Here is a 24,633-nt window from a genome sequence, read left to right on the forward strand (position 1 = left end):
TGTGATACATGCAACAGATGTTTTCGGTTTAGTTAAAACATCAATAGATGTTCATACCCTTGGGATGGTAACCTGTCAATCAATACTCAAATCATGTGGATTTTCGGTTGTGCTTGCAGATGTTGTGATTGAGAGAGTTATTGAAAAAATTGAGAGAGATGAAAATAGAGAAATTTTCACTGAGTGGATTAAAAGGAATCACATTGATCATATCAGTTTTAGTTATCGTCTTGATCCAACAACAGGATTTTCAATATTTTCTGAATTCTATATGACTTTACGTAAAGCACAACTACTCAAAGAACAAGGAGGTCCGATTAAGATAATTTCTTTTGCAGGTCTGTCTGAAACATGCATGCTAATACGTGAAAGATTTGGGGATAGAATTAAATATTTCAAAGGTGAGGAATCTCCATTGGAGTTGATTTGCGAACTCGGAATACCTGAAACACTCTTTCCTTCAGGATTACGTGTTGAATCGATTTATGATAAGAAACGTGATGAGTTTGCTACCAGTATCCTCACTTCTGATGAGTATCTTGTTACACCACATCCATCAGCATTGAACTATCAAGGATATGGGACATTTAGGGATACGATGTTGAATAGAATTATAAGCAGGAAGAAAGTTGATAACTTACCAATCTTGCGCACTCATATTGGCCCATATCTTGATAACCGATTTGAGGCACTGAAGTTATACAAAGAATGGGTTAGAACGATTGCTAAGTCAGGATACCTTGATGTCTTGTCTATTGGAACTTCACAATTGTCACAAAGTATGTTTGAAGAGAATTGGAACACAAATTTGAATGGGGGAGGTGTCCCAATTAATTCACGCGAAGAATTTTTTGAAATTGCTCAATTGGCAAGCCCGATGTTAGTTCGGTCTTACGCTGGGACAAATAATCTTTTGAAGATGGCTAAGATTCATGAACAGTATCTAAATATTGCATGGCATGCGTTTTCTTTTTGGTGGTTTAATATTCTTGATGGAAGAGGACCCCTAAAGCTTGAGGAAAATTTAATCCATACATTTCAAGCTCTTCAGTATGCTGCAGAGACTGGGAAACCTGTTGAAGCAAACGTTTCACATCATTTCGCCTTTAGGGGTTCTGACGATCTCACATATATAATTACTAATTATCTTACTGCTGTAGCATGTAAAAATGCAGGGATTAAGACATATATTGTACAAAATATGTTAAATACTCCACGATTTACTTGGGGTGTACAAGATATTGCCAAATCAAGAGCAATGATGTCTATCACAAGAAAATTGGAAGATAGAAACTTTAAGGTAATATTCGAAACCCGTGCTGGACTTTCTCTGTTCTCATCGGATATTGATAAAGCTAAAAAACAATTGGTTGCTACGACTTTGCTAATGGATGATTTAGCAAAGGCTCCAAAATTTAATCCCGATATCATCCATGTAGTTAATTATTCGGAAGGTAAGTTTTTAGCGGATCCTGATGTTGTTATTGAAAGTATCAAGTTAACTCTCCATTCATTAAAATCATATCAAACATTTAAAAAGAAAGAAGGGAGCTTAGTTTCTAGAGATGAGAAAGAATGGATAGAGAACAAAGAATTTGAACTAGTTAGCGAAGCTAATAGTGTTATTACTGCTATGGAGCAAAGCATTCCCAATTTATACTCTCCTGAGGGATTTAATATTGCTTTCAAACAAGGATGGTTTCCTGTACCCCATCTATGGGTTGGAAGAGATGAGTATAGTAATGCAGTTAATTGGGATGTCCAGTATATTAATGGTGGATATTACTTGGTTAATGAACTAGGAAAACCATTGTCAGCGGTAGAACGAACTAATAAAATCAGATACGGTGGGACAGTATGAAAGCAATTGTATTAGCAGGTGGAAATGATCAAATTGCGCTATTAAAATTGTTGCGTGAAAGGGATATCTACACGATTTTAATTGATTTTAATAAAGAACCGATTGCAAAACCTTTTGCAGACAAGCATTTTGAAGTAAGTACGATGGACTACAGTGCAGTTGTATCAATCGCCAAATCTGAGAAAGTTGATTTTATATTAACTGTATGCACAGACCAAGCATTGTTAATTGCTGCAAAGGCATCAGAACAGTTAGGATTATATTTTCCAATTAGCTTTAAAATGGCACAGAACCTTACAAATAAGAAATGGATGAAGCAAGTACTTACTGAAGCGCAGCTTCCTACTGCAAAATATTCGGTCTCTAGTGATGTGAAAAACCTTGAGCTAGATAGATTGTCATTTCCTCTTGTTTTTAAACCAGTTGATAGCAATAGTTCAAAAGGTGTAATTAAAGCAAAATCAATGGAGGATGTACATGCGGCTTTTACATATGCAAAATCTTTCAGTCGATCTGGTGTTGTCATTTGTGAGGAATTCATAAGCGGAGAGGAGATTTCAATAGATGCATTTATTGTTAAGTCAAGAGCTCATCTATTGTTGGTTTCTAAATCAGAAAAACTGCAGGGTATTGAGAGACGGGATTTCCCGATACATCGGAGTATTGCTCCTTACTCCTTGAGTAATAAACTAGAAATTATGCTTGTTGATATTTTACAGAAAATTGCTGATGCATTTTGCATCATAGATTCTCCTTTATTGGTACAAGCAATTGTCAATGAGGATGGAATTAATATAATTGAGTTGAGTGCAAGGACAGGGGGGGGGTCGAAATACGCCTTAATTGAAGAAATAACTGGTTTTAATGTGATACAAGGGTTTCTGAAAATAATTTTCCATGAAAATCTTTCTATCAGGTTGATACAAAATCCTAGAAATTATGTGATGCAATATATCTATACAATTCCTGGGATGTATTTGGGTCAGGAGGGATTTGATTACTGTTTGGAAAAAAAAATTATCGACAATGTTTTCTTCTATAAGAAAGAAGGAACACATATTTCTGGTAACACTAACAGTAGCGATCGTATTGCAGGTGTATTGTTTTCAGGAAAAACTACAAGCGAATTGAATGAAAAAATTGCCCAATTTGACAATTCTATTAAAATTCTGAATGATTCACAAGCTGATATTTTTATACATGGGCTGCCTCTGCTAGGCGAAGAGTCGTAAATGTCTGAAAATTTAATGTCTTTGTGAATAGGCTATCTTGAAGATTGGAAGCCAATACTGATAATAAAGAAAGGGTATAGATTTACAAGAAAAATATTTGGTAGTAATATCAGAAATCTGGGTTATGAGGCTCTTGCAAAATGAGGATTCATTGAGAATTTGAATCCATCCGACGACACTAATACCATTGATTAAGAGGAGCGATCCGTCCAATCAAGGGCTTCAAACGAGTAAATACGCCCGGTCCATCGATAATCGAGTGCAAGAAGACACACCTACCCCACGATAGGAGAATGCGTCATTGCTCTTTGTGGTGTTACGCAGTTTTCTGGATGCCCGGCAGGATGCAGTACTGCAGTATCTTGATTGCAGCAAGGCACAGCACGCCGGTCATCAGGCAGTGGGAGACCTTCTCCGTCCCCCTGACCATGATCTTCGGCGGAATAAGCCAATCCTTCAGGTGGGAGTTGGACCTCTCCACGGTCGAACGGATCCTGAACCGCTGCTTTTCAGAGGGGGTGTGTTTTGTCAAGCAAAAATCCTTGGTCTAATCACCAGGGAATCCCGTGTCTAATCACGGGAAATTCCCGGGTTTTATCATCTGCACAGGAATCTATGCAGATATCCAGAAACTATGGCTTGTAATCAGGGACATCCTCATATTCATCCTCAATCACAAAGATCACGTTTGGATCCGTTTCCCCATGCAGCTGATGTGCAATTTTACCTTTCAGGTAGGCAAGCTTGTTGCCCAGGTAAGCCATCTCGTTCTCGATCTTGTCCAAGCCGTACAACAGTCGAAGCCTTCCTTCAGGGCTTTGGTACTGCATTACTATCTTTCTGGCCTGCTCATGCAGGTCCTGTTCCGAGTATTCATGCGGGCTGGGTTCTATCCCCAACCGGTCCAATATGATCTGCTCGAGCTCCTCGGTGAATTTTGTACCGTCGTATCGGTAACACGAACGCAATTCACGCAAGTATTGTTTGTCAACGACCATGTTCGTCACCCCCTTTCGACCGCTCGGATGCGGTCTTCCGCATCAATGCATGCTCCATCCGGTAGCTCTGCCCCTCGAACACAAGCAGGTGCCCATGGTGGATGAGCCTGTCGATCATTGCTGCAGCCATCTGCTGGTCGGTGAAGATGCCACCCCACTTGGAAAACTCGAGGTTCGTCGTAAGAATGAGGCTTTTGCTCTCGTAGCTGTCGCTGATGATGCGGAACAGGAGCTGGGACCCCTCCTTGTCCACCGGTACGTACCCCCACTCATCAAGAATGAGCAGATCCAGTCTGCGTATGTCCGACACCAAGCGTTCCAAGACTCCGTTCTTCCGTGCCTCGGCCAGTTTCAGCACCAGCTCGGTCACCGTATAGAACCGGGCTGCAAGGCCCATCTCGCAGGCCTTCATCCCCAGTGCTATGGCCATATGCGTTTTCCCGGTTCCCACCGGTCCATAGCAGACCAGGTTGGTCTTCCTGCCAATGAATTCGCAGCCTTCCAGTTCCACCCTGGTAATGGAAGGCGGCAGGCGCACATGAGAATAGTCGTAGCCTTCCATGCTCTTGGGCATGGGAAACCGGGCCCGGTTGAGCAGCCTGGAGCGTTTTGAGCGTTCCCGGCTCTCCACCTCCATTGACAGCACGTCATGCAGGAACTCTTCCTGCCTCGGCGTTGCCTGCTGGCACAACGCTACCAGTTGTTGGGAAAGGAACAGTTTCCGGCACATGTCCGATATCTCTTCCCTACGTTGGATGCGGATGGTTGAAGTCATCATCATGGCTGCACCCTCCGTTGTTCCAGAAGCTGGTCGTACAACGAAAGGTCGGGACCGGCGTCCAGGTCGGTTTGGTCCCCGAACTCCGCCATCCTCGCCGCAAACACCATTGCATCGCTGAACGGGGCGTTGCCGGGGTTCCTCAGCACCAGGTCGAACGCATCAAGTGCTCTTTCGAAGCTGTAGCGCTCGCTCAGCAGGTTCATCGTTCGCAGGGCATCCTTCAGCGATTCCCTGTCCAGCGCATCGAGATAATCGCGTACGGGGGAGGACACCATCTCCCTCACACCGCTGTTGGGCCACGCTCCCACATTTCTCATGAGTACGGCCATGGAGGTTCTTGGGTCGACGCTGTCGGACCGCTCCTTGCCGAATTTGCGGACGTGGCTCACCAGGATCTTGCGCTTCTCGTCATAGATGTCGACGGTGTGGGCCCGGATGCCCACCAGCACTTCGCTTCCCCGGTATTCGGGACGGGTTGAGTAATGGTGGTTGCCGTCAATCTCCACCTTCCCGTACCCGTCGGCCTTGGCGTACACATACCGACAGACATCAAAACGGTGTCGGGGCAGCGGCAGCAGTGCCTCGCGGTCCTGTTCGAAAAGCTCGCCTATGATTGTGTTCTTCTTGTAATGGGTATTTCCCTGAAAGCTCGTCGCCTGCTCCAGCAAGCCCTTGTTGTATTGCTGCAGGTCGTCGAACTCGGGCAGGGGAACGAACCGGTTCCTGCGGACCGTGCCGATTTTATTCTCGACGCACCCCTTTTCCCATCCACTACCCGGACTGCAGAATCGTATGGAGAAGCCGTAGTGAGCCCTGAATTGGGCGAAGAGCTTCGCTTCCCGTATCTCCTGCCCGATGCGACGACCTGCTCCGGTGGCATTGTCTATCACAACCAGGGGGAAGACTCCGCCGATGAACTCAAAGACGTCCTGAAAGCCCTGGCAGATGCATTCGCTGGTCTCTCCGTTGAACATCTGGGGAAAATCCGCATTTGAATTCGGAAACACGCAGACAAGATAATGCTTGCGCTGCTTGACGCCTCTTTCATAGCAGTCCGCCTCGCCGAAGTCCCCCTGGGCCTCACCCGGATGCCATACCAGCTCCTGGCAGGCCCTGTAACTCGAGCGTTGTGCACGTGTTTTCCTCACATACCGCGATACCGTTGGGTAGGAGCAACCGAATTCCGGATGCAGCTCCACCAACCTGTCATAGACGCGCTGGGCGGTATGGCGCTGTTTCGAATTCTCCTTTTCATCGTTGGAAAGCCATCCGTCTATCTGCGGCTTGTAGGGGTCCAGCTTGCTGGGCAACCCCTCCTTCTTTTGAGGCGGCTTCGGTGAGAAGTCTTCCATGCAGAGGTACTTCCTCGCCGTCTTCTCATCGACCGATACTTCCCTGGCAATCCTTGCCACTGAGTATCCCTCTTTCCTCAAATCTCTGATACAATTGATTTGGGACATGTTGAGCACTTCTCCTTTCTCCTTTAATGTATTTGTTTCTACATCAAAGGTTACTTTCCAAAGGGCAGCTTCTCAACTGTCCCTTTGAACAATCCCGGGAATTTCCCGTGATCAGACCAAGGAAGATGAAGTGATCTTTCTAGGGATTTTTAGTTTACGCTACACAGGGGGAGAGGACCCGTTGCTGCTTGCGCCGCTTGTTCGGGTCGATGATGGGCACCCTGCCGTTTCCGATGATGAAGTCCTTGATGGGCTTTGCGTCGTAGGCGCTGTCCATCAGCGAGTACAGGTGTTTGATCCGCTGCCCGGTCATCCGCTCCAAGGGAATCGCCGCTTGGCTGTCATGTACGTTGGCACCCGTGACGATGGTGCTGACGGGAATGCCGCTGTCGGTGACATCCAGGTGAAGCTTGTAGCCCTTCCAATAGTTGCGGTTGCCCTGGCTGTTGCGCTTGCATCCCCAGCTGCACTGGGAGTTCAATTCCTCGACTGCCTGTTCGGCAGTCTGGCCAAGTTGCTTCTGCAGAACGTTTTGCTTCTTGGTTTTCGACTCAGAGCCTTTCTTGGGCCTGCCGGGTTTCCCCCTCGGGATCACTTCCTTCTTCTTGTTCACGGCCTTCTCGCGCGCCTCGATGGCTGTGGAGTCCCGGCTGACATGACCCACGATGCGGCCGTCCAGATAGGAGCTTACCAAGGGGCCCAGCGCCTTCTCCATGAGTCTTTGGCGTGCATGGGATGCAAATTTCCTGCTGAAGGTGGCCTCACTCGGTACGGAGGTGAACCCGCAGACCTGCCGCAGCGACGGATCGCTGAGCAGGCGGTTGCGAAGCGAGGTGACGGTGGGAATCTTGAAAAACTGCTTGGCCAGGGCCGAACGGATCATCGCCGTCTCATCATAGCCCTTGCGTCCGAGCAGGCTTTCCTTGCGTTCGCATGCAGGCATAAATTCCTCTATCACCTGCAGCATCTGGATGAACATACGATGTTCGGCGGTCACATATCCTTCGAAAACCTCTTGGATGTCGAAAGAAATTCCGAATACCATCTGGCAACCGCCGAGGATTTCTGCTATGCTTTTCATGGACCTGCTCTCCTTCTAATTGTTTGTAGTTAATCATATTATAAAGGATTGTCAGGTCCATTTCTATACAAATCTTCAAATTACATGCTTGTTTTCATCTAGGCTGGGCTTCTGAAGCTGCCTCAGGCAGCCCGGAAGCATGGAAATGTCAGGCTTTTGCTATTTTGCAAGAGCCTCGTTTAATAAAGTTATAATTAAGTCGTGGAGCTTAAAATGGAATGTATTATACCGGAAGTATTGATTATGAGCATGTTCGATACTGCCAAGGACAGCCTTACTATTGATGTTTCAAAATTCCAAAAAGCATTCTACCATTTAAAGAAAAAGCCAGAATTCAAAGATATTATGAGAGAAATTAGATTCCGTGGTTCTCCCGCAAGCCCTTATTCTGAAGACCTTGATGAGGCATTGTCAAATCTTCAATATATCCATGTCTTAAGCAGGAAGAACCCGGATCTGGTGGAGTACATGAAGGCCGAGAAGTTTACTGAAACATGGAAAAAGTTAAATAGTAAATATGATACTGCTATTCAAAGCCTAATTAGTGAAATAGGCAAAAAAATCGTAACCTCTCTATGAATTTTGAAGATTTTAAAACACATATTGAGATTTATTGTAATGAGAATCTACCAACAAAGCATGAGATAAAACCTTCATCAAAAATCATACATGATACAACTTGGGGGACGAATCTATACAGACCTCATGAGGTCTCAATAATTAATACACAGCTGTTTCAACGATTGCGTCATGTAAGCCAAATGGGATTTGCGAATTACGTTTATCCTTCAGCACGTCATTCAAGATTCGAGCATAGTCTTGGTGTTGCGATTCTTGTGGAGAGAATGTGTAAGCACATTAATTAATGATTTCCCAAATTCCAACACTATATACGCCTAAGAAGGGTTCTTCCTTGGCCTCCCACGTTTCCTTTTCGGTGCATTAGGGTCCACTACCTTCTTGGGTCTTCCCCTTTTCTTTTTGGCAGGCTTCTCCATCTTGGGAAGCAGGCCGAGCCTTAGTAGGGTTTCCTCGGTTGCTCTCGTAGTTCTGACGTACTCCCATAACCATCGGTACCAGTTAAAACGTCCACAAATTCCACAGGAATCGCTAATTGGGGCCTCCAGGGCCTGATTTCGGGAGAACCGGTACCGTGTACCCTGTCCACAAAATCCACAACAACTTCTATTTTACGAGGTTCCTTACCAGACCATGCAGTGTCATCTCTCAGAAAGTCAACCAAATCGGACTCAGATCTCTAATAAATGTTTAGTACAGGCCGGCTGGAAAGGTTTTTTAAATAATCAGTGAGCTGATGTAAAATGGAGGAAGAAGGTAAATGGCTAAGAAAGTAATACTAGATGGCGAGTATTTTGATGATTACTTAAAAGTAATTGATAAATTGAAAAGACGTGCTGACAAAGATTCTTCTCCATTTCATCTGCTACTAGGTAATGGTTTTAGCATTGCATATGATAAAGAGATTTTTTCATATAATGCCCTTTTTAAAGAGATGGAAAGAGGTAAAAACCCTGATCTAGTCAAATTATTCAAGGTTACTAATACTTCGAATTTTGAGATAGTGATGCAGCAACTTGATACTTTAATAAAGTTGGGGGAGAGTTTTGGAGCAAATGATGACTTCTTGGAAGAATTGAGAAAAATACGAACTCAGCTAAAACTAGAATTAATTAATACGATAGACCGATTACATCCTGAATGCGTTTTTGACATTCCTGAAGGATCAATACAAAAATGTGGTGATTTTTTAAAACCATATTCTTCTAAGCCAAATTCAATAATTTCAACTAATTACGATTTATTACTTTATTGGGTATTAATGAGATACAATGGGCTTTCGTCCATCGCTAATGATGGCTTTTCATATCCCTATGAAGAACGGATGAATGAGGATGATTTTATTCGTTCTAACGATACATTGGTTTGGGGTGGGATGACCGATGAGCAAACTGTATTTTATCTTCATGGAGCTCTTCATTTGTTTGATGATAATAGTGATATAATCAAAGAAAAATATAGAGATGGTCAGTATATTAAGCAAGAAATTGAGAAAAGAATCAATAATAATCAATATCCTATTTTCGTGACAGAAGGGGATGGTGACCAGAAATTGCAACATATCATGCATAATGGTTATCTATCAAACTGTTATACACATCTAAAACAAATCAAAGGTAGTCTAATTACTTTAGGATTTAGCTTTGGTGAGTCAGATAGACATATTCTTAAAGCATTGAATGAAGCGGCTAGAGGTGATGTGAGAAATAGATTGAATAGTGTATATGTGGGAGTATTTTCTGCTGAAGATAAAGAAAGAATCGAAAAAATCAGGGGGCAATGTTTTTTCAAGGTAAATACATTCGATGCAAGAACTGTCCCTCTTTGGAAATGATTCGTCGAACTATCGGTACCAGTTACAACGTAAGCGGACTATAAATCGCTCTGCCAAGTCTGCATGAAACCCTCTATTCTATGCCCATGAAGGAGGCAATAGATGGAGATCAACCTTGAGGCTTAATATTTTTTCATTAAACCCGGCATAACAGACATGAGGAAAGGGTCACCCAGCCTGGCATACATCGTTCAGAACGAGATGAAGCTCGAACCCTTTTCCAAGGCGGTCTTCCTGTTCTGCGGCGGAACCAAGCGAACAATCAAAGCGATCGTTTGGGACCGTAACGGCTGGATTGAGATCATCAAGCGGCTTGAATGCGGCTCGGCATTCAAATGGCCAAACACGGAAGAAGAAGCTTTGCAGATTGAAATCTCCGACATTCTGTTGTTGCTCAAGGGCTATGATGTCTTCAGGCGGTTCCCGGTTCTCAGCCCGAGGTATGTAGGCTAAAATGATGGCCCAAAAGACAATAATTCTTCCAGAATAGTTGAGTAAAACCTCGTTTTGTGCTATCATTACTCCATGAAAGACAAGAAGTTAAGGAAAGAAGATCTAGTAAAAATGCAGCCGGATGAACTGGCTGCGCTGGTGCTCAACCTTACTTCAATTGTCCAGACACAGAACGAGGAAATAGCAGAGCTCAAGGAGCTGGTCAAGCTCAAGACAGCCGAGCGCTACTGCCCCTCATCCGAACAGATAGGCTGGTTGTTCCAGGAGCTGGAGATTCTCGACACAGTGCTCTCCAGTCAGCCCGAGCCGGATCAGACCACCGAGGTCGCAGCCCACAGCCGAAAGGTCAGGGAGAGAGTCAATGCCTGCAGCGCCCCCGCCGATGCACCAATATGCGATGTGTTCCATACGGAAGGCGCCGCAGACACCATCGTAGGCAAGGACGGCATCGTCCTGACCAGGGTCGAGGACAAGATCATCGACAAGCTGGCGATGATTCCGCGCAAGATGGTAGTCGAACGCCATCACTACCCCCAGTACAAGGCCTTGGATGTGGATGCGGGCAAGGACGGCAAAAAAGTCCTGCTGCCTGCCAAGACATCGGCACTCGGGGCGTCCCCGAGCCTGGTGGCCGGCGTGGTGGTGAGCAAGTTCGACGACCACCTGCCCCTGTACCGGCAGGAGGAAATCTTCCGCAGGGAAGGCTACTTCCTCTCGAGGCAGAAGCTGGCCTCCTGGGTGATAACCTACTACGAGCAGCTGCTGCCCTTCATAGATTACCTGAAGAAACGGATCTACCGCTCGGCATTCATAAGCAAGGATGAGACCAGGGTGTCAGTGCTGAATGTGAAGGGCCCTTCGGGCAAGGTATCGAAAAACGGATTCATGTATATCACCATAGGCGACACCTACGACGTACAGACACGCAAGACCCACAGTCTCGTGCTGCTGGACTACATCCAGGGGCGTTCACGTGAGGTGCTGTTCGAGGATATGGGCAAGTACGGCTATACGTTCCACCTGATGACCGACGGACTGAAAGGCTATCTCTCCTACGACAAGCATTGCGTCTGCTGGGTCCATGCAGTACGCCAGCTGAAAAAGATACTCAAGCTCAACAAGCACGACATACACGCGCTGGCCATCCTCAAGGAAGCGGCCAAGCTTTATGACATCGATGAGCAGTACAGGAAGATGCTCCGTTGCGGGGAAATCCCTGTTGGACAGTTCCTTGCCACCAGGAATGTGAGAGGTAAGATGTTTTTACCGGAGTGCGGTAGGGATGTTTTGCTCTCTCACGGTAATGATGTTTTTCACCAGTGCGGTAATGATGTTTTTCTTGACTACGGTAAGAAGGTTTTTCAATAACAGCCAATCCCTGCCAGTAAACCGGCTAATAATTTAAGCCAAGCATTGGCGACTCCTAGTATAGTGATAGGTAGCAATACATTATCACCAGAAGGAGGCCGCCAATGGCAACGTTGCTGAAGCAGGTAGAAGTAATGAACACAATCATCGAACTGAAACGGCAGGGCATAGCCCAATCGGACATCGCGAAAGTGCTGCGGAACATGAATCTCAAGCCACCGTCAGCGCCTACGATCCGCAAGTACTACACCAAGGATGATGCCCCATCGGCAAGCCAGTTGGCAAGTCCCTACCAGAAGGAAAAAGCCTTCGACGATCCGATGTGCAGGGAAATCATCATCAGCACCCTGCAAGCCAACTGCAACAACAAGCAGCTGCGGATAAGCTCGTTGTACGACCTGCTGGAAGAGATGCTGGTGGATACGGGAAAGATGCAATCCCTGCCCGGCAACCAGCAGACGCTTCGCAATTATTGCGCACACCTGAGAAAAACCGAACAGGTCACGAGCCCTCCCGTCGAGGCAAGGCTCTGCAATTACATCGAGTCGCCTCCCCCTGGAGTGCAGATCCAGCTAGACTACGGCGTCCAGGAAATCAACGGGGGGGAGCATGTGCACTTCCTCTGCATCAGGATGCGTTACAGCCGGCTCTTGTTCGTTCGGGCCCAGGACCATCGGTTCAACTATCGGTACCAGGTACAACGTCCACAAATTCCACAGGAATCGCTGAAAGGGGCTTCCAGGGCCTGATTTCGGGAGAACCGGTACCGTGTACCCTGTCCACAAATTCAACAATAAACTCTTTTTAACGAGGTTTCTTATTCATGATCTGCCTCATCCTCGCAGCCGGCTATGCAACCCGGCTTTATCCTTTGACCGAGAACTTTCCCAAGCCCCTCTTGGATGTACAGGGAAGGACCGTCCTTGACTGGCTCCTCTCTGATGTCGATCGCATCGAAGGGATCGGGAAGTATGTGGTTGTCTCCAACCACAAGTTCTATGATCACTTCACTGCTTGGAAAGAGAGCTGTTCTCTCTCCCATCCTGTCGTCGTTCTCGATGACGGCTCTACCGACAACCCCAACAGGCTTGGTGCGGTGAAGGACATTCTCTTCGCCATAGAAGAGCAGGAAATCGACGAGGACCTGCTCGTCCTGGCAGGGGACAACCTCCTCGACTTCTCCCTCTCCGGTTTCGTCCCCTTCTTTAGAGAGAAGCAGGCCACGTGCATCATGCGCCACTATGAACCGTCCTTGGCTGCACTGCAGAGAACAGGGGTGGCAACCATTGATTCTTCGGACAAGGTGTTGTTGATGGAGGAGAAACCCAAGGAGCCCAAGAGCAACTGGGCAGTCCCTCCCTTCTATGTCTACAAGAGGGAGGACCTTCCTCTTATACGCAAGGCCATAGAATCAGGGTGCAACACCGACGCCCCCGGCTCCTTCATAGCATGGCTGTGCAGCCATACTCCGGTCTATGCCTATCCCATGCCTGGAAAGCGCTGGGACATAGGAAACCTGCAAAGCTACGAGCAGGTCAAACAGGAGTTCGACGGCTCCCGTCTTCCCAAGCAATAACGTTGATTCATCTGCAACGCCCGGTTTTGGTGATACAAGACCGGGCGTTGTTATTTGTAATGGATTATGCCACTTTTTTGTACCATCGGCCTTTAGTCTGTAGTATCATGCAGGAATAAGGAATCACTTCACATGCCGCAGACATTGGAAAAACACTTCAAGACACTGTACCCCTGGGCTGAAAGCTCTGACATTCATACCTCCTATGCTCCTTACCGGGTCTGTCCCCTTGGAGCCCACATCGATCACCAATACGGCATCATCACCGGCTTTGCTTTGGACAAGGGCGTAACCCTCCGATTCCTTCTCTCCACCGATGGTGCGGTGAACCTCGACAGCCTGAACTTTCCCGAGCATGTTTCCTTCGATCTGGGAAACATCGGGGAGAAGCAGGGAAACTGGGGGGACTATGCAAAGGGTGCAGCCTTTGCCTTATCCCAGAAGTACCAGCTGAGAAACGGTATCAAGGGCGTGGTGAGGGGAACCCTCCCGGTGGGAGGGCTCTCCTCCTCTGCTGCAGTGGTTCTCTGCTACCTCAACGCTCTCTGTCTTGCAAACGATATTACCCTTACTCCTTCCGAGTTGATCAAGACAGCCTTGTTTGCAGAGAACGGGTATGTGGGAATCAACGTGGGCAAGCTTGATCAGTCGTGCGAGGTGTTGTGCAAAAAGCAGCACCTCCTCGCCCTTGATACCAAGGACGATTCCTATACACTCATTCCCGCCCCGGACACCCTGGGCAGGTTTGAGATAGCAATCTTCTACTCAGGTGTCTCCCGTGTCCTGGGTAGTGGATACAACACCAGGGTGGATGAGGCCAAGAGTGCTGCATACAGCCTCAAGGCTCTCTCGGGTATGGAGTACGGCTTGTACAAGGATACAAGGCTCAGGGATGTCCCTCCCTTGGTGTATGAAGAGTACAGGGACAGGCTTCCTGAAGTATTTGCCAAGAGGGCACAGCACTACTATACGGAGATGGACAGGGTAGAGAAGGGTATAGAGGCATGGAAGAGGGGAGACCTGAGGGAGTTCGGAAAGCTTGTGTTTGCCTCAGGGTACAGTTCCATCCATGCATGGGAGACGGGCTCTCCCGAGCTCAGGGCCATCTATGAGATAACAGAGCATGTGCAGGGTATCTATGGATGCAGGTTCAGTGGAGCAGGCTTCAAGGGATGCTGCATGGCTCTTGTAGATCCTGCTTGTAAGAAAGAGATAGAGGAACAAGTAACAAGAGAATACCTACAGCAGTTCCCCCAATACAAGGACTTGTTCTCCGTCCATTTCTGCAGTACTGATGATGGGGTGAGGGTGGAGTGAGGAGAACGGTTTTTACTATCTATTGACGGCTGAAATACAAAAAAGATTTACCTATGTGGAATGGTTTTCATGCATCTTTTAGAAGAAAATGATTTTATGGGGCCGAATGGAGTGGAAGAATAAGCTTTGTTGTTTAAGGAGGAAAGAAGGATGGGCTATAAATATTGGGATTATTATTTAGTTTTAGAGAATGATCTTATAGATACGTCTCGTTATGTCGAGTTCAACAAAACGAATATGAATACATATTCCATAGAGTTCGCAAGAATTATATTAACTGCCTGTGCTGAAATAGATATGGTTTTCAAGGAAGTTTGCCGCCAGCTGACAAATACAGTTTGTAGGAATATTTCGAATTACAGAGAAATCATTCTCACTCATAGGCCAGGATTCAATTTTCGTGAAAGAAAAATTTCATACACTCAAGAGGTTGTAAAACCGTTTGAAATTTGGAGTACTCAACATGGAAATAATCCAGAATGGTGGAGATCTTACAATTCAATCAAGCATGAGCGCTCAGGGAATTTTGATCGAGCATCATTGAAAAATGCGTTAGCATCACTTGCTGGATTACAAATAGTGTTGTTTGAATTATACAAGTTTACAGAAGGAGGTGATGAATTGTTATTTGAATACAGACAAATCCCCAAGTTGATTCTACCGGAAGGAAGAGGAACCAGAATGGATGGAACAGGTATATATATTCGTTACCCAAACGATTTGAATTAAATAATTTCACCACGATATAAATAAGCGGACTATAAATCGCTATTTATGAGCAGTCTCTCTGTCTATAGACTGAAGGCAAAACCAAAGACGGAGACGCTGCAATGCACCGCACCATGTATACAATGAAAGAAAAATTGGCCCATTTGGATAAGGCCAAGGCCGCCATGAAACCATCGGTACCAGTTAAGAAATCCACATTGTCCACAGGAATCGCTGAAAGGGGTCTCCAGGGCCTGATTTCGAGAAAACCGGTACCGTGTACCCTGTCCGCAAAATCCACAGAAATAGGTTTGAATTTTTTGTTTTCTCGTATAATATCAATATTAATAACAATAACAAAATTATAAAACAGAATCAGTACTATCTATGATGGAGGTATCGCCTTATGGGAGACATGAATTCCTTGTTGAAGACTGCGATCGATGAAACCAAGCACGTTCGGGAAGGGGAGATCTTTTTGGTAAAGGATCTGTTCAAGGGATATGAGTGGAACCGCATTCCCAAACGGGACCGGCTCATGCTGGGTTCCCTGTTCCTCAGCTATATCGGCACCCAAGACTGCAAGGTGACAGTTGCCGATAAGGGAGCTTCGGGACAGCAGAGATACCTGAAGCAGTGACTAAAAGGATGAACTATCGGTACCAGTTAAGAAATCCACATCGTCCACAGGAATCGCAGAACAGGGCTTCCAGGGCCTGATTTCGAGAAAACCGGTACCGTGTACCCTGTCCACAAAATCCGCAGAATTGTTGGCGATTTTTTTATTTTCTCGTATAATATCAATATTAATAACAATAACGATATAATAAAACAAAATTAGTTCTATCTATGATGGAGGTATCGTATGGGAGACATGAATTCCTTGTTGAAGACTGCGATCGATGAAACCCAGCAGGTTCGGGAAGGGGAGATCTTTTTTGTAAAGGATCTGTTCAAGGGATATGAGTGGAACCGAATTCCCAAACGGGACCGGCTCATGCTGGGTTCTCTGTTCCTCAGCTATATCGGCACCCAAGACTGCAAGGTGACAGTTGCCGATAAGGGAGCTTCGGGACAGCAGAGATACCTGAAGCAGTGACTAAAAGGATTGCAGGTTAGGTGCCTGGGCTTTTACGGTAGGGATATCTTTCTCTCTTACGACAACAATCTTTTCTGGACTATTGCAGACAGTATTACTCATGAAATCACCAACAATCAGATATCCGTCACATGGCACCACGTGAAAATCATTACCCTGCCAATGATAGGAGTCTACAGCTTTGACATCAATGGCCCATTCATGCAGGTTTTCTACATTTCTTTCTTGATTGTTGAAGCAACTTCTCCTTTGTTCTTCCTTTGGTAGGTAGATAGGAGGATTGTTATGGCCTCAGTGATCAGGAGCTTGGGAATTACAGGCATCAGCGGGTACCCGCTTTCAGTGGAAGTGGCGATCATCGCAGGCCTTCAGACAACCACCATCGTCGGGTTGGGGGACAGTGCCGTCAAGGAGGCCAAGGACAGGATGGAAGCCTGCACCGAAGAGATGGGATATGCCTACCCGACCAGGAAAGTCGTGGTCAACCTCAGTCCCAGCGACATCAAGAAGCGGGGTGCATACCTCGATCTTCCCATGCTCATCGGCATGCTTGTGGAATCGGGGCAAGTCAAGCCAAGGAAGAAGGGGTGGGATGAAATTGCGTTTGTCGGAGGCATCAGCACCACTGGCTCTCTCGTCGGGTTCGACGGAGTGCTGCCCATGGCCATCCAAGCCCGCAAGCTTGGTTGGAATCACCTGATCGTCCCCCTCGATTGTGCCGATGAAGCCTCACTGGTAACAGGACTTTCCATCATCGCCTGCAGCACCGTCTCCCAGGTTGTCGCCTATCTGGAAGAACGGCTGCATATTCCCGATCACCAGCGCAGCCCTCTCGCCAATGAGAACAAGGGCCGGGGAAAGGACGGCGACTACAGCGACGTCGTCGGCCATGAGGAGATTCTCCCCTACCTTGCGGCAGCGGTGGCAGGCAACCACAATCTCCTGCTGGTAGGAGTTCCCGGTTGCGGCAAGTCACTGATGGCAAAGCTGCTTCCCACCATCCTCCCTCCCATGAGCGAAGAGGAAATCCTGGAGGTCTCCTCCATCTACAGCATCGCAGGGGAGCTTGACGGCCATGAGCTGAAGAGTACACGACCCTTTCGTTCGCCCCACTACAACATGTCCTCCCACGCCCTCATCGGCGGCGGTCCCTATGCAAAACCCGGGGAGGTTACCCTTGCCCATCGGGGTATTCTTTTTCTGGACGAGCTTCCCGAGTTCGGAAGAAAGACCCTTGAATCACTGCGACTGCCGCTTGAGGACAAGAAGGTGACCATCAGCCGCGTCAGCCAGACCAACCGATACCCCTCCGACTTCATGCTCGTCGCCGCGATGAATCCCTGCCCCTGCGGGTATGCAGGGACCAGTAAGTGCGAATGCACGCCTTATACCATCAAGACCTACCGTCAACGCATATCAGGGCCCATCCTCGACCGCATCGACATGCAGAAGTACGTAGGACGGGTGGATTTCAGCGACGGTCACCTCATGAGCGGAACCATCAGCTCGGCCTCCCTACGCAATACCGTGATGCTGACGCGTGAGCGCCAGCGTCATCGGTTCCGAAAGGCAGGTGAGGGAATAACCACGAATTCGGAGATGAACAGCACCCAGATGCGCAAGTACTGCATTCTCGACGACGAATGTGCAGCCCTCTTGCAGAAGACGTATGAACGAGACAGCCTTTCGGTTCGTGCCCGCTACAAGACGATCAAGCTTGCAAGGACGTTCGCCGACATTGATGCAAGCGAGCGCATCCAGAAAACACACCTCCTGAAGGCCCTCTTTTCCCGCGACCTGGAACGGGAGATGCGCCATGCATGACACTACGCTTTATTGGATCTGGCTCAGTGAACTGGCCGGACTCTCCTTGAAAAAGAAACGAACACTCCTTGCCGCCCTCGGCAACCCCGAACAGATATTCAGAGCAAGTGCAACGACGGTTGACGATGTATTGCATGGCTCCGGCTCTTCATCGTCTGTCGCCGAGGGGGCAAAGGGTTTTTCTCTCGAATCCAGCTGGAAAGCACGAAACTTGGAAATTGCTGAAACGATACTGGCAAACAATGAGAAATCCTCCATCATGGTGCTCGATGCAACCTCGCCATACTACCGCCATATCTATGAAGCCGATGAGAAAGCTCCACTTGTTCTCTACTACCGCGGAAGGCTATGCGATCCCTCCATCCCCGTGGTTGGAGTCGTCGGTTCACGGGCCTGTACCTCTTATGGACGTCTGGTGACCAAGGCCGCGGTATCGGATCTGGTAGGTGAGGGCAGCATTGTTGCCTCGGGTCTCTCTTTCGGTATCGACGCTCTCGCGCACGAAACCACCCTTGCCTGTGGTGGTATTACGTATGCATTTCTTCCCTGCGGCCTGCACAAGGCCCAGCCGGCCTCGCATGCCGATCTGATGGAACGCATCGCCGATACCGGGGCTGTCATCACCCCCTATGCCTATGGCAGGGAGGCATTGCGCTTCCGCTTCATCGGGCGAAACGACCTGCTCGCCTCCTGGTGCAACACCCTCCTTGTTATTGAAGCAGGAATGAAGAGCGGCAGCATGCATACCGCGCGCAGTGCCCTCTCCAAGGCCAAGCAGGTTCTTGCAGTTCCCAACAGCCTGCTTGAACCCAAGAGCAGCGGTACAAACCTGCTGTTGAGTGAAGGGGCCCATGCCTACCTCAACGACCGGCTTGTAGTGAATGATTCTTTTGTTCAGACGTGCTCAGGTGAAGAGGTGGTGGCCAAAGCCCTTGCTTCACGGCCCCTTTCAACCACGGAATTGGAAGCCTGGGTGCAGATCGGTGACGGACCGGTCATGGAGTGCCTGGCATCGATGGAACTTGCCGGAAAAGTCTCGTTTCTCAGTGACGGCAAATGGCACCTGGTCGGAGGCCTCTGAACATATGCCCAGACGCAAGAGAAATGCAGAGCCGCATACCCTCCAGCATGTCATCCAGCGGGGTAACAACCGCACCTACATCTATGAGGACAACCGTGACAAGAAGGAGTTTCTCTCCCTCCTTGGTACTGCTCTCACCCTCTATGAAGCGACGCTGTTGCAGTACGTACTCATGGATAATCACTACCATCTACTGCTCAAGGTGGGGGAGAAACCCCTCTCTTCCCTGGTATGGTTTCTGAACCGCAGCTATACGCTGTATTACAATCAGCGATACCACCGAATTGGAACCATCTATGGCGGACGGTACAAGAGCTACCTGATCACCGAGGACCAGAAGCTCTACAGCATCGTCCGCTACATCGTGCAGAATCCGGTCAAGGCGGGTTTGGTCGACTCTCCCGGTAAGTATCGGTACAGCGGCCATGCCGCCGTTCTGAAGCGGGAAGACGGTCTTGTTGATCGAGCAATGCTCCTTGGGTATTTCTCCCCTGATGCAAAGCTGGCCTTGTCTCGGTACCGCCAGTGCACCGAGCACGAGAACTGGTCGTCCCAGGTAGGATTTGCCACCATCATTGACCGCAAGGTCGAGACTGAAGAGAGGCTGGCTTTTCTGCTGGACAGGCTGCTTGGTGAGAAGCATCAGACGGATAAGAGAACCATGCTCGTAGCAGGTTCCTCTTCCTCCCTGGTACGGGACCTTCGCACTGAGTTTGTTCAGCTTGCCATCACAGACGGCCATGCCCTTAAGGACATAGCGTCTTTTCTGCATGTCAGCCATGAGACGGTGAGGAGGATTGGGAAGGGAAGGTGAAATCTGTATGTGAACACGCTCATCGACATGCTGTTCTCCCGGATTATCAAGAACAAGCCGGATGAGTACATCCAGACTATCAAGAAGACCTATGAGGTGTTTGAGTAGGGGGCTATCCCAAGAGAATTCCAGCGTCACGATACCGGCAGAAAAATCTTACATCCCATGCCACAAGAGGAAGGATATTCTCCGACATTTGAACCCTTCACAGTCCATCTTTGCCCTGAGGCATGACCAGTATACCTATCCTTACAGGATTTGGTAGGAGAAATTGTTTTCTCGCTTTTCTCTTGAAATCTTCATTTGGTGGTTATATTCAGCCTTTTTGGCCGATTTCTCTTTCCGTAAGTCCGAAAGTCAGGAAAGAGTCCTTGAAACTAGCAGAAAGAGGCCTTCAGGGCTGATGCTTCCTGAATCAATCGTGCTGCTGCCCTTCCTTTGATTGATGTAAGTACCTTCAAGTATGGCTACGGTGTTCTGGATCCTTGGCAACAACGCAATCAGATATCCCTTGACGATGAAGATGTCCATACTGGATTGGTCGATTGACTTATCTTATACATAATGTATAATATGAGATGCCGAAGTGCCAAAACCACAACCGGAATACGATATCAAGGATTTTCTTCGGGCATGCAAGGGTAATGGGCGTCAACCATCGAACGTGGTGCTCATGGGAGGAGTTCTTGAAACAGCAGCAAGCCATTTCTCTCTCAAGACAAAGGAAGCCATTTTTGCATTCATCAATGCAGGAGGTTTGGAAGATCTTGAATTTGTCAATTCGATTGAGTATAGACGCAGTTTTGAGGTACCCCCTCCGATTTGCGATGCCTATCATTTCAAGTCAGGATTTTCCGTCGGCTATATCTCCTTCTTTTTCAGTGAGTCGAACAGGAAGTGGATTATCAAATCGTTTCATCGTGATGCTGCATGCGGGCCTACAATAATGGAATTCGCGTTAAGGAAGGCAGGATTGCTGCCTGCTAGTTTAGAAGGAAGTGAGTAAGTATGGAAAAAGTCATATGTTCATATTGTGGAAAGGACACTGTATCAATCAAGGATCATGAGATTGAGATCAGCGAACCCTATGCTGAATCCTCCACAATCAAGATACAAGAAAGAGTATGCAGCCATTGTGGATTTTCCGAGGATGATGGCAGCAATGATCTCGTGATTCAGAAAGAGCTTGCAGCGCTCAAACGAGTCTCGATGGTGAACGTGCTTGATGAGCTCAATGCCATGGGTCACGCGACTGCATCCATGGAACGCGCCTTGGGGCTGCCCGCTCGGACTATTGCAAGGTGGAAGAATGAGCGATCCATGTATCCCTCGGCAGCAGCACTCGCATTGATGAGGATGATTCGGACCTTCCCGTGGCTGCTTGCTGTCGCAGACATGCACTTTGAAGGCGAAGCAGCCAGGAATATTCTTCTTCAGCATGCAGCAAAAGAACTTGAGGATATCCGTTTTGAGCACCCGGATATTTTGTAGTGACCGATATCTCCAAACCATTTTGAATACTTGTGAAGGACCTGTTCAAGGGCTATGAGTGAAACCGTATTCCTAAGCAGGACCGGCTCATGCTGTTCCTCAGCTATATCGGCACCCAAGACTGTAAGGTGACAGTTGCCGATAAGGGACCTTCGGGACAGCAGAGATATCTGAAGCATTGACCAAAAGGATTGCCGGTTGGCTCTATGGAACGACTCTGGTGATTAAGCACTGCAACAGGCAGTAGTTCTCAAGAAAACACCAGCAATCCGACATTGGTCACATGGTACCACGTGAAAATCATTACCCCGCCTATGATAGGAGTCTACAGCTTTGACTTCAATGGCCCATTCATGCAGGTTTTCTACTTTTCTTTCTTGATTGCTGAAGCAACTCCTCCTTTGTTCCACCTTTGATGGGTAGGTAGGAGGATTGTTGTGGCCACAGTGATCAGGAGCTTGGGAATTACGGGCATCAGCGGGTACCCGCTTGTAGTGGAAGTCGTAGTCAACCTCAGTCCCGGCGACATCAAGAAACGGGGTGCAAAGTGAGTGGCCAAGTCTACATGAAACCCGGCATGACAAGATGAAGGGTTCCCAGTCTGGTATACAGCGTTAAAAGAAATCGCACAGTCTCAAGAATTGATGTACAATCAGACAACACCAGTGAATCGAAGGATCTTCAGATTGGATTGCGGTGTATTATTCCATGAAGGATTATATGCTCATGTTGGGAGCACGAGGGGACGATAGGTGAACAGAGAACGAGACAAGCTGAGAATTATGGTGTCTTCGACTGTATATGGAATAGAAGAGTTGCTTGATCGCGTGTATACACTCTTAACCTCCTTTGGTTACGAGGTCTGGATGTCCCATAAAGGAACCGTTCCCGTATTTTCCAATCGAACTGCTTTTGGGAACTGTCTGCAAGCTGTGAAGGATTGTGATTTGTTTCTCGGAATCATTACACCCAATTATGGGAGTGGTCAGGATCCCAAAGACTCATCAAGTCTCTCCATCACACACCAGGAGATCCTCAAAGCAATTGAGCTTAATAAACCTCGGTGGCTGTTGGCTCACGATAATGTGGTATTTGCCCGTTCACTACTTAACAATTTGGGGTATAAAGGTAGGGCTGGACGAGCTGATTTAAGGCTGAAGAAGAATCAGATTTTTACAGATTTACGCATCAGCGACCTCTATGAAGACGCCACCATTGACCATGAATCACCTGAGACCGTTCCTTTGGATGAACGAAAAGGCAATTGGGTGCAGAAGTATCACTCCAACAATGATGGATCAATTTTTATAGGTTCCCAGTTCTTCAGGTACCAGGAGGTTGAGGAATTCATCAAGGAAAACTTCCAGAACGGAGAGCCGCTTCAGAAAAATGGAGGGGCTTCATGAATCTGAAACAGATAAAGACACTGCTTTCTCTTGGAGAAAATCAACGTGTTGAGTTCAAGTCCTCCATCCGAAATCTTGAGGAATTGGGGAGAACCGTATGTGGATTTTTGAATAGCGCTGGGGGCTATTTGATTTGCGGGGTGAGCGAGAGTGAAGGTGTCATCGGCATTGAGAGTTCTCATGACGCAGTAACCAAGCTTGAGCGGTATTTGCTTGAGCATATCTCTCCAAAGGCTTTCGTTGCGGTTCAGGCTGAGGAATTGGATAAGAAACTGGTGATTTCCATTGAGGTTCCCGCAGGGAGTGATGTCCCGTATGCCTTCAAAGATGTCATTTACATACGAACGGGTGAACTCACTCAAGTAGCAAAATCACAAACCATTCGTGATATTGTGATGCGACATCAAGTTGAACCTGAGCGTTGGGAGCGCCGCTTCTCTTTCGCTGATATAGAGAGAGATCTTGATGTACAAGAAATACGAACCACTATAGCAGAAGCAGGAAATGTGCGCAGGGTGTTGTTTCGGGATGCAAAAGATATCTCCATGGTATTGGAAGACTTCTCGGTTGCTCGATACGGACGGTTGACCAATGGTGGTGATGTTCTTTTTTCAACAAATCCGGCCATCCGATTGCCACAAACCCGAATCAGGGCTATGTGCTACAGCTCGGATAAAGCAGGTGATACATTCATTGACATGAAATCCTTCGAAGGCCCGTTGCATCGCATCTTCGAGGATGCCTATGCATTCATCATTCGTAATACTTCCAGCAGCTCCAAATTCATCAAAGGTAATCCCAAACGTCTGGATGCCCCGTTATATCCTGAAGAAGCGGTTCGCGAGGCATTGATAAACGCGTTGGCACATAGGGACTATAGTGCAGCATCCGGAGGTGTCAGCATCCATGTATATCCTCATCGACTGGAGATATGGAACTCAGGAGCACTCCCGGAAGGGGTTACCGAGCAGAGCCTGCTGAAAGGGCAAATTTCAATTCTTCGCAATCCTGATATAGCCCATGTATTGTATCTTCGGGGGTTTATGGAAAAAGCAGGGCGCGGTAGCGTGCTGATGGTACAGAAATGCCTTGACAGTGGCCTGCCTTCTCCGTTTTGGAAGTCAGATCCAAAGTTGGGAGTCACCGTAACCTTTTCTACCCCGGAAGTTACCCCGGAAGTTACCCCGGAAGTTACCCCGGAAGTTACCCCGGAAGTTACCCCGGAAGTTACCCCGGAAGTTACCCCGGAAGTTATAAAGCTATTGAAACATCTCACAAGTGAAATGAGCCGGGGGGATTTACAAGAGGTTATTGGCCTCCGGGATGCAGAGCACTTCCGAAAATCCTATATAATTCCAGCGCTCGAAATCAAAGCTATAGAAATGACAATCCCAGAGAAACCTACAAGCAGCAAACAAAAGTACCGGATCAGTTCAGTTGGTGAACGAATATTGGCAGGCTTAGCCAATAACAGCGCAAGGTAGAAAATAGGCAAGCTTGTATACAATCTTGATGATTCCATCGGGTTACCTCTCGTGGACAGAGAATATTGATTTGTTCTAAGCGCTTCCAACAACAAAACGATTAAGGTGTATACCAAGGAAACCCAACAGATGGGAAGTCTGTTGGGTTTCCCTGTTCTTAATCGTCATGTATAAAATCCTTTCAAG

The 24,633-nt window shown here is 47.5% G+C and carries 24 protein-coding genes; 19 read left to right on the top strand and 5 right to left on the bottom strand.

Going from position 1 to position 24,633, the window contains the following annotated elements; all coding sequences use genetic code 11:
• The first annotated feature begins 1 nt into the window (after position 1).
• Positions 2–1,861: a hypothetical protein gene (locus MUG09_RS01525; RefSeq protein ID WP_244772818.1), complete on the top strand. Its 1,860-nt coding sequence runs from the start codon at positions 2–4 to the stop codon at positions 1,859–1,861.
• Positions 1,858–3,093, top strand: a complete 1,236-nt coding sequence (locus MUG09_RS01530) for an ATP-grasp domain-containing protein (protein WP_244772819.1) — start codon at positions 1,858–1,860, stop codon at positions 3,091–3,093. Before MUG09_RS01525 ends, MUG09_RS01530 begins: the two co-directional genes overlap by 4 nt.
• A 316-nt stretch (positions 3,094–3,409) precedes the next feature.
• Here the strand turns inward: MUG09_RS01530 and MUG09_RS01535 are convergent, their stop codons facing one another.
• From MUG09_RS01535 to MUG09_RS01555, 5 genes are all read right to left on the bottom strand, one after another.
• On the bottom strand, positions 3,410–3,625 hold the full coding sequence (locus MUG09_RS01535) for a hypothetical protein (protein ID WP_244772820.1): 216 nt from the start codon (positions 3,623–3,625) through the stop codon (positions 3,410–3,412).
• 100 nt (positions 3,626–3,725) lie between these two features.
• Complete coding sequence (locus tag MUG09_RS01540; RefSeq protein WP_244771476.1) at positions 3,726–4,091, bottom strand: hypothetical protein; 366 nt, start codon at positions 4,089–4,091, stop codon at positions 3,726–3,728.
• Positions 4,081–4,872 (bottom strand): IS21-like element helper ATPase IstB, encoded by a 792-nt coding sequence (gene istB / locus MUG09_RS01545; protein ID WP_244771475.1) that lies wholly within the window; start codon positions 4,870–4,872, stop codon positions 4,081–4,083. The genes MUG09_RS01540 and istB overlap by 11 nt, the downstream gene beginning before the upstream one ends.
• Positions 4,869–6,332, bottom strand: a complete 1,464-nt coding sequence (gene istA / locus MUG09_RS01550; RefSeq protein ID WP_244771474.1) for an IS21 family transposase — start codon at positions 6,330–6,332, stop codon at positions 4,869–4,871. Before istA ends, istB begins: the two co-directional genes overlap by 4 nt.
• Positions 6,333–6,486: 154 nt before the next feature.
• A complete protein-coding gene (locus MUG09_RS01555) occupies positions 6,487–7,413 on the bottom strand; it encodes a transposase (protein WP_244772821.1) in 927 nt (308 codons plus the stop codon).
• Between the two features lie 201 nt (positions 7,414–7,614).
• On the opposite strand from MUG09_RS01555, the gene MUG09_RS01560 reads away from it, so the two are divergent.
• The 17 genes from MUG09_RS01560 (at position 7,615) to MUG09_RS01640 (ending at position 24,447) form a co-directional block, all read left to right on the top strand.
• Entirely contained in the window at positions 7,615–7,992 is a 378-nt protein-coding gene (locus MUG09_RS01560) for a hypothetical protein (RefSeq protein WP_244772822.1), read from the top strand.
• A 760-nt stretch (positions 7,993–8,752) separates the two neighbouring features.
• Positions 8,753–9,826, top strand: a complete 1,074-nt coding sequence (locus MUG09_RS01565) for a DUF4917 family protein (RefSeq protein ID WP_244772823.1) — start codon at positions 8,753–8,755, stop codon at positions 9,824–9,826.
• A 135-nt stretch (positions 9,827–9,961) separates the two neighbouring features.
• Entirely contained in the window at positions 9,962–10,279 is a 318-nt protein-coding gene (gene tnpB / locus MUG09_RS01570) for an IS66 family insertion sequence element accessory protein TnpB (RefSeq protein WP_280529399.1), read from the top strand.
• A gap of 72 nt (positions 10,280–10,351) precedes the next feature.
• Positions 10,352–11,647, top strand: a complete 1,296-nt coding sequence (locus tag MUG09_RS01575; protein WP_244772825.1) for an IS66 family transposase — start codon at positions 10,352–10,354, stop codon at positions 11,645–11,647.
• A 104-nt stretch (positions 11,648–11,751) separates the two neighbouring features.
• On the top strand, positions 11,752–12,396 hold the full coding sequence (locus tag MUG09_RS01580; protein ID WP_244772826.1) for a hypothetical protein: 645 nt from the start codon (positions 11,752–11,754) through the stop codon (positions 12,394–12,396).
• Positions 12,397–12,470: 74 nt separating this feature from the next.
• Positions 12,471–13,223 carry a nucleotidyltransferase family protein gene (locus tag MUG09_RS01585; protein WP_244772827.1) on the top strand — a complete coding sequence of 251 codons (753 nt, stop codon included), beginning with the start codon at positions 12,471–12,473 and terminating at the stop codon, positions 13,221–13,223.
• Positions 13,224–13,355: 132 nt separating this feature from the next.
• Positions 13,356–14,540, top strand: a complete 1,185-nt coding sequence (locus tag MUG09_RS01590) for a GHMP family kinase ATP-binding protein (protein ID WP_244772828.1) — start codon at positions 13,356–13,358, stop codon at positions 14,538–14,540.
• A gap of 150 nt (positions 14,541–14,690) precedes the next feature.
• Complete coding sequence (locus MUG09_RS01595; protein ID WP_244772829.1) at positions 14,691–15,269, top strand: hypothetical protein; 579 nt, start codon at positions 14,691–14,693, stop codon at positions 15,267–15,269.
• Positions 15,270–15,654: 385 nt separating this feature from the next.
• Positions 15,655–15,888: a single-stranded DNA-binding protein gene (locus tag MUG09_RS01600; RefSeq protein ID WP_244772830.1), complete on the top strand. Its 234-nt coding sequence runs from the start codon at positions 15,655–15,657 to the stop codon at positions 15,886–15,888.
• 225 nt (positions 15,889–16,113) lie between these two features.
• Entirely contained in the window at positions 16,114–16,347 is a 234-nt protein-coding gene (locus MUG09_RS01605) for a single-stranded DNA-binding protein (protein WP_244772831.1), read from the top strand.
• Positions 16,348–16,632: 285 nt separating this feature from the next.
• Positions 16,633–18,171 carry a YifB family Mg chelatase-like AAA ATPase gene (locus MUG09_RS01610; RefSeq protein WP_244772832.1) on the top strand — a complete coding sequence of 513 codons (1,539 nt, stop codon included), beginning with the start codon at positions 16,633–16,635 and terminating at the stop codon, positions 18,169–18,171.
• A complete protein-coding gene (locus MUG09_RS01615) occupies positions 18,164–19,252 on the top strand; it encodes a DNA-processing protein DprA (protein WP_244772833.1) in 1,089 nt (362 codons plus the stop codon). The genes MUG09_RS01610 and MUG09_RS01615 overlap by 8 nt, the downstream gene beginning before the upstream one ends.
• Positions 19,253–19,256: 4 nt before the next feature.
• Positions 19,257–20,066 carry a transposase gene (locus MUG09_RS01620; protein ID WP_244772834.1) on the top strand — a complete coding sequence of 270 codons (810 nt, stop codon included), beginning with the start codon at positions 19,257–19,259 and terminating at the stop codon, positions 20,064–20,066.
• Between the two features lie 586 nt (positions 20,067–20,652).
• Positions 20,653–21,072 carry a hypothetical protein gene (locus MUG09_RS01625; RefSeq protein ID WP_244772835.1) on the top strand — a complete coding sequence of 140 codons (420 nt, stop codon included), beginning with the start codon at positions 20,653–20,655 and terminating at the stop codon, positions 21,070–21,072.
• A gap of 2 nt (positions 21,073–21,074) precedes the next feature.
• Positions 21,075–21,557 (top strand): helix-turn-helix domain-containing protein, encoded by a 483-nt coding sequence (locus MUG09_RS01630; protein ID WP_244772836.1) that lies wholly within the window; start codon positions 21,075–21,077, stop codon positions 21,555–21,557.
• Positions 21,558–22,339: 782 nt separating this feature from the next.
• Positions 22,340–22,963, top strand: a complete 624-nt coding sequence (locus tag MUG09_RS01635; RefSeq protein ID WP_280529400.1) for a DUF4062 domain-containing protein — start codon at positions 22,340–22,342, stop codon at positions 22,961–22,963.
• On the top strand, positions 22,960–24,447 hold the full coding sequence (locus tag MUG09_RS01640; protein WP_244772838.1) for an RNA-binding domain-containing protein: 1,488 nt from the start codon (positions 22,960–22,962) through the stop codon (positions 24,445–24,447). The genes MUG09_RS01635 and MUG09_RS01640 overlap by 4 nt, the downstream gene beginning before the upstream one ends.
• Positions 24,448–24,633 lie beyond the last annotated feature (186 nt).

Origin of the sequence: Sphaerochaeta associata, from assembly GCF_022869165.1 — a bacterium.
Taxonomy (GTDB): Bacteria; Spirochaetota; Spirochaetia; order Sphaerochaetales; family Sphaerochaetaceae; genus Sphaerochaeta; species Sphaerochaeta associata.

What these genes read in the sequence shown, in the direction of transcription:
- MUG09_RS01530 (WP_244772819.1), top strand. Translation starts at nt 1,858, where the DNA reads ATGAAAGCAATTGTATTAGCAGGTGGAAATGATCAAATTGCGCTATTA.
- MUG09_RS01540 (WP_244771476.1), bottom strand. Translation starts at nt 4,091, where the DNA reads ATGGTCGTTGACAAACAATACTTGCGTGAATTGCGTTCGTGTTACCGA.
- istB (WP_244771475.1), bottom strand. Translation starts at nt 4,872, where the DNA reads ATGATGATGACTTCAACCATCCGCATCCAACGTAGGGAAGAGATATCG.
- istA (WP_244771474.1), bottom strand. Translation starts at nt 6,332, where the DNA reads ATGTCCCAAATCAATTGTATCAGAGATTTGAGGAAAGAGGGATACTCA.
- MUG09_RS01555 (WP_244772821.1), bottom strand. Translation starts at nt 7,413, where the DNA reads ATGAAAAGCATAGCAGAAATCCTCGGCGGTTGCCAGATGGTATTCGGA.
- MUG09_RS01565 (WP_244772823.1), top strand. Translation starts at nt 8,753, where the DNA reads ATGGCTAAGAAAGTAATACTAGATGGCGAGTATTTTGATGATTACTTA.
- MUG09_RS01575 (WP_244772825.1), top strand. Translation starts at nt 10,352, where the DNA reads ATGAAAGACAAGAAGTTAAGGAAAGAAGATCTAGTAAAAATGCAGCCG.
- MUG09_RS01580 (WP_244772826.1), top strand. Translation starts at nt 11,752, where the DNA reads ATGGCAACGTTGCTGAAGCAGGTAGAAGTAATGAACACAATCATCGAA.
- MUG09_RS01585 (WP_244772827.1), top strand. Translation starts at nt 12,471, where the DNA reads ATGATCTGCCTCATCCTCGCAGCCGGCTATGCAACCCGGCTTTATCCT.
- MUG09_RS01590 (WP_244772828.1), top strand. Translation starts at nt 13,356, where the DNA reads ATGCCGCAGACATTGGAAAAACACTTCAAGACACTGTACCCCTGGGCT.
- MUG09_RS01595 (WP_244772829.1), top strand. Translation starts at nt 14,691, where the DNA reads ATGGGCTATAAATATTGGGATTATTATTTAGTTTTAGAGAATGATCTT.
- MUG09_RS01600 (WP_244772830.1), top strand. Translation starts at nt 15,655, where the DNA reads ATGGGAGACATGAATTCCTTGTTGAAGACTGCGATCGATGAAACCAAG.
- MUG09_RS01605 (WP_244772831.1), top strand. Translation starts at nt 16,114, where the DNA reads ATGGGAGACATGAATTCCTTGTTGAAGACTGCGATCGATGAAACCCAG.
- MUG09_RS01610 (WP_244772832.1), top strand. Translation starts at nt 16,633, where the DNA reads ATGGCCTCAGTGATCAGGAGCTTGGGAATTACAGGCATCAGCGGGTAC.
- MUG09_RS01615 (WP_244772833.1), top strand. Translation starts at nt 18,164, where the DNA reads ATGCATGACACTACGCTTTATTGGATCTGGCTCAGTGAACTGGCCGGA.
- MUG09_RS01620 (WP_244772834.1), top strand. Translation starts at nt 19,257, where the DNA reads ATGCCCAGACGCAAGAGAAATGCAGAGCCGCATACCCTCCAGCATGTC.
- MUG09_RS01630 (WP_244772836.1), top strand. Translation starts at nt 21,075, where the DNA reads ATGGAAAAAGTCATATGTTCATATTGTGGAAAGGACACTGTATCAATC.
- MUG09_RS01635 (WP_280529400.1), top strand. Translation starts at nt 22,340, where the DNA reads ATGGTGTCTTCGACTGTATATGGAATAGAAGAGTTGCTTGATCGCGTG.
- MUG09_RS01640 (WP_244772838.1), top strand. Translation starts at nt 22,960, where the DNA reads ATGAATCTGAAACAGATAAAGACACTGCTTTCTCTTGGAGAAAATCAA.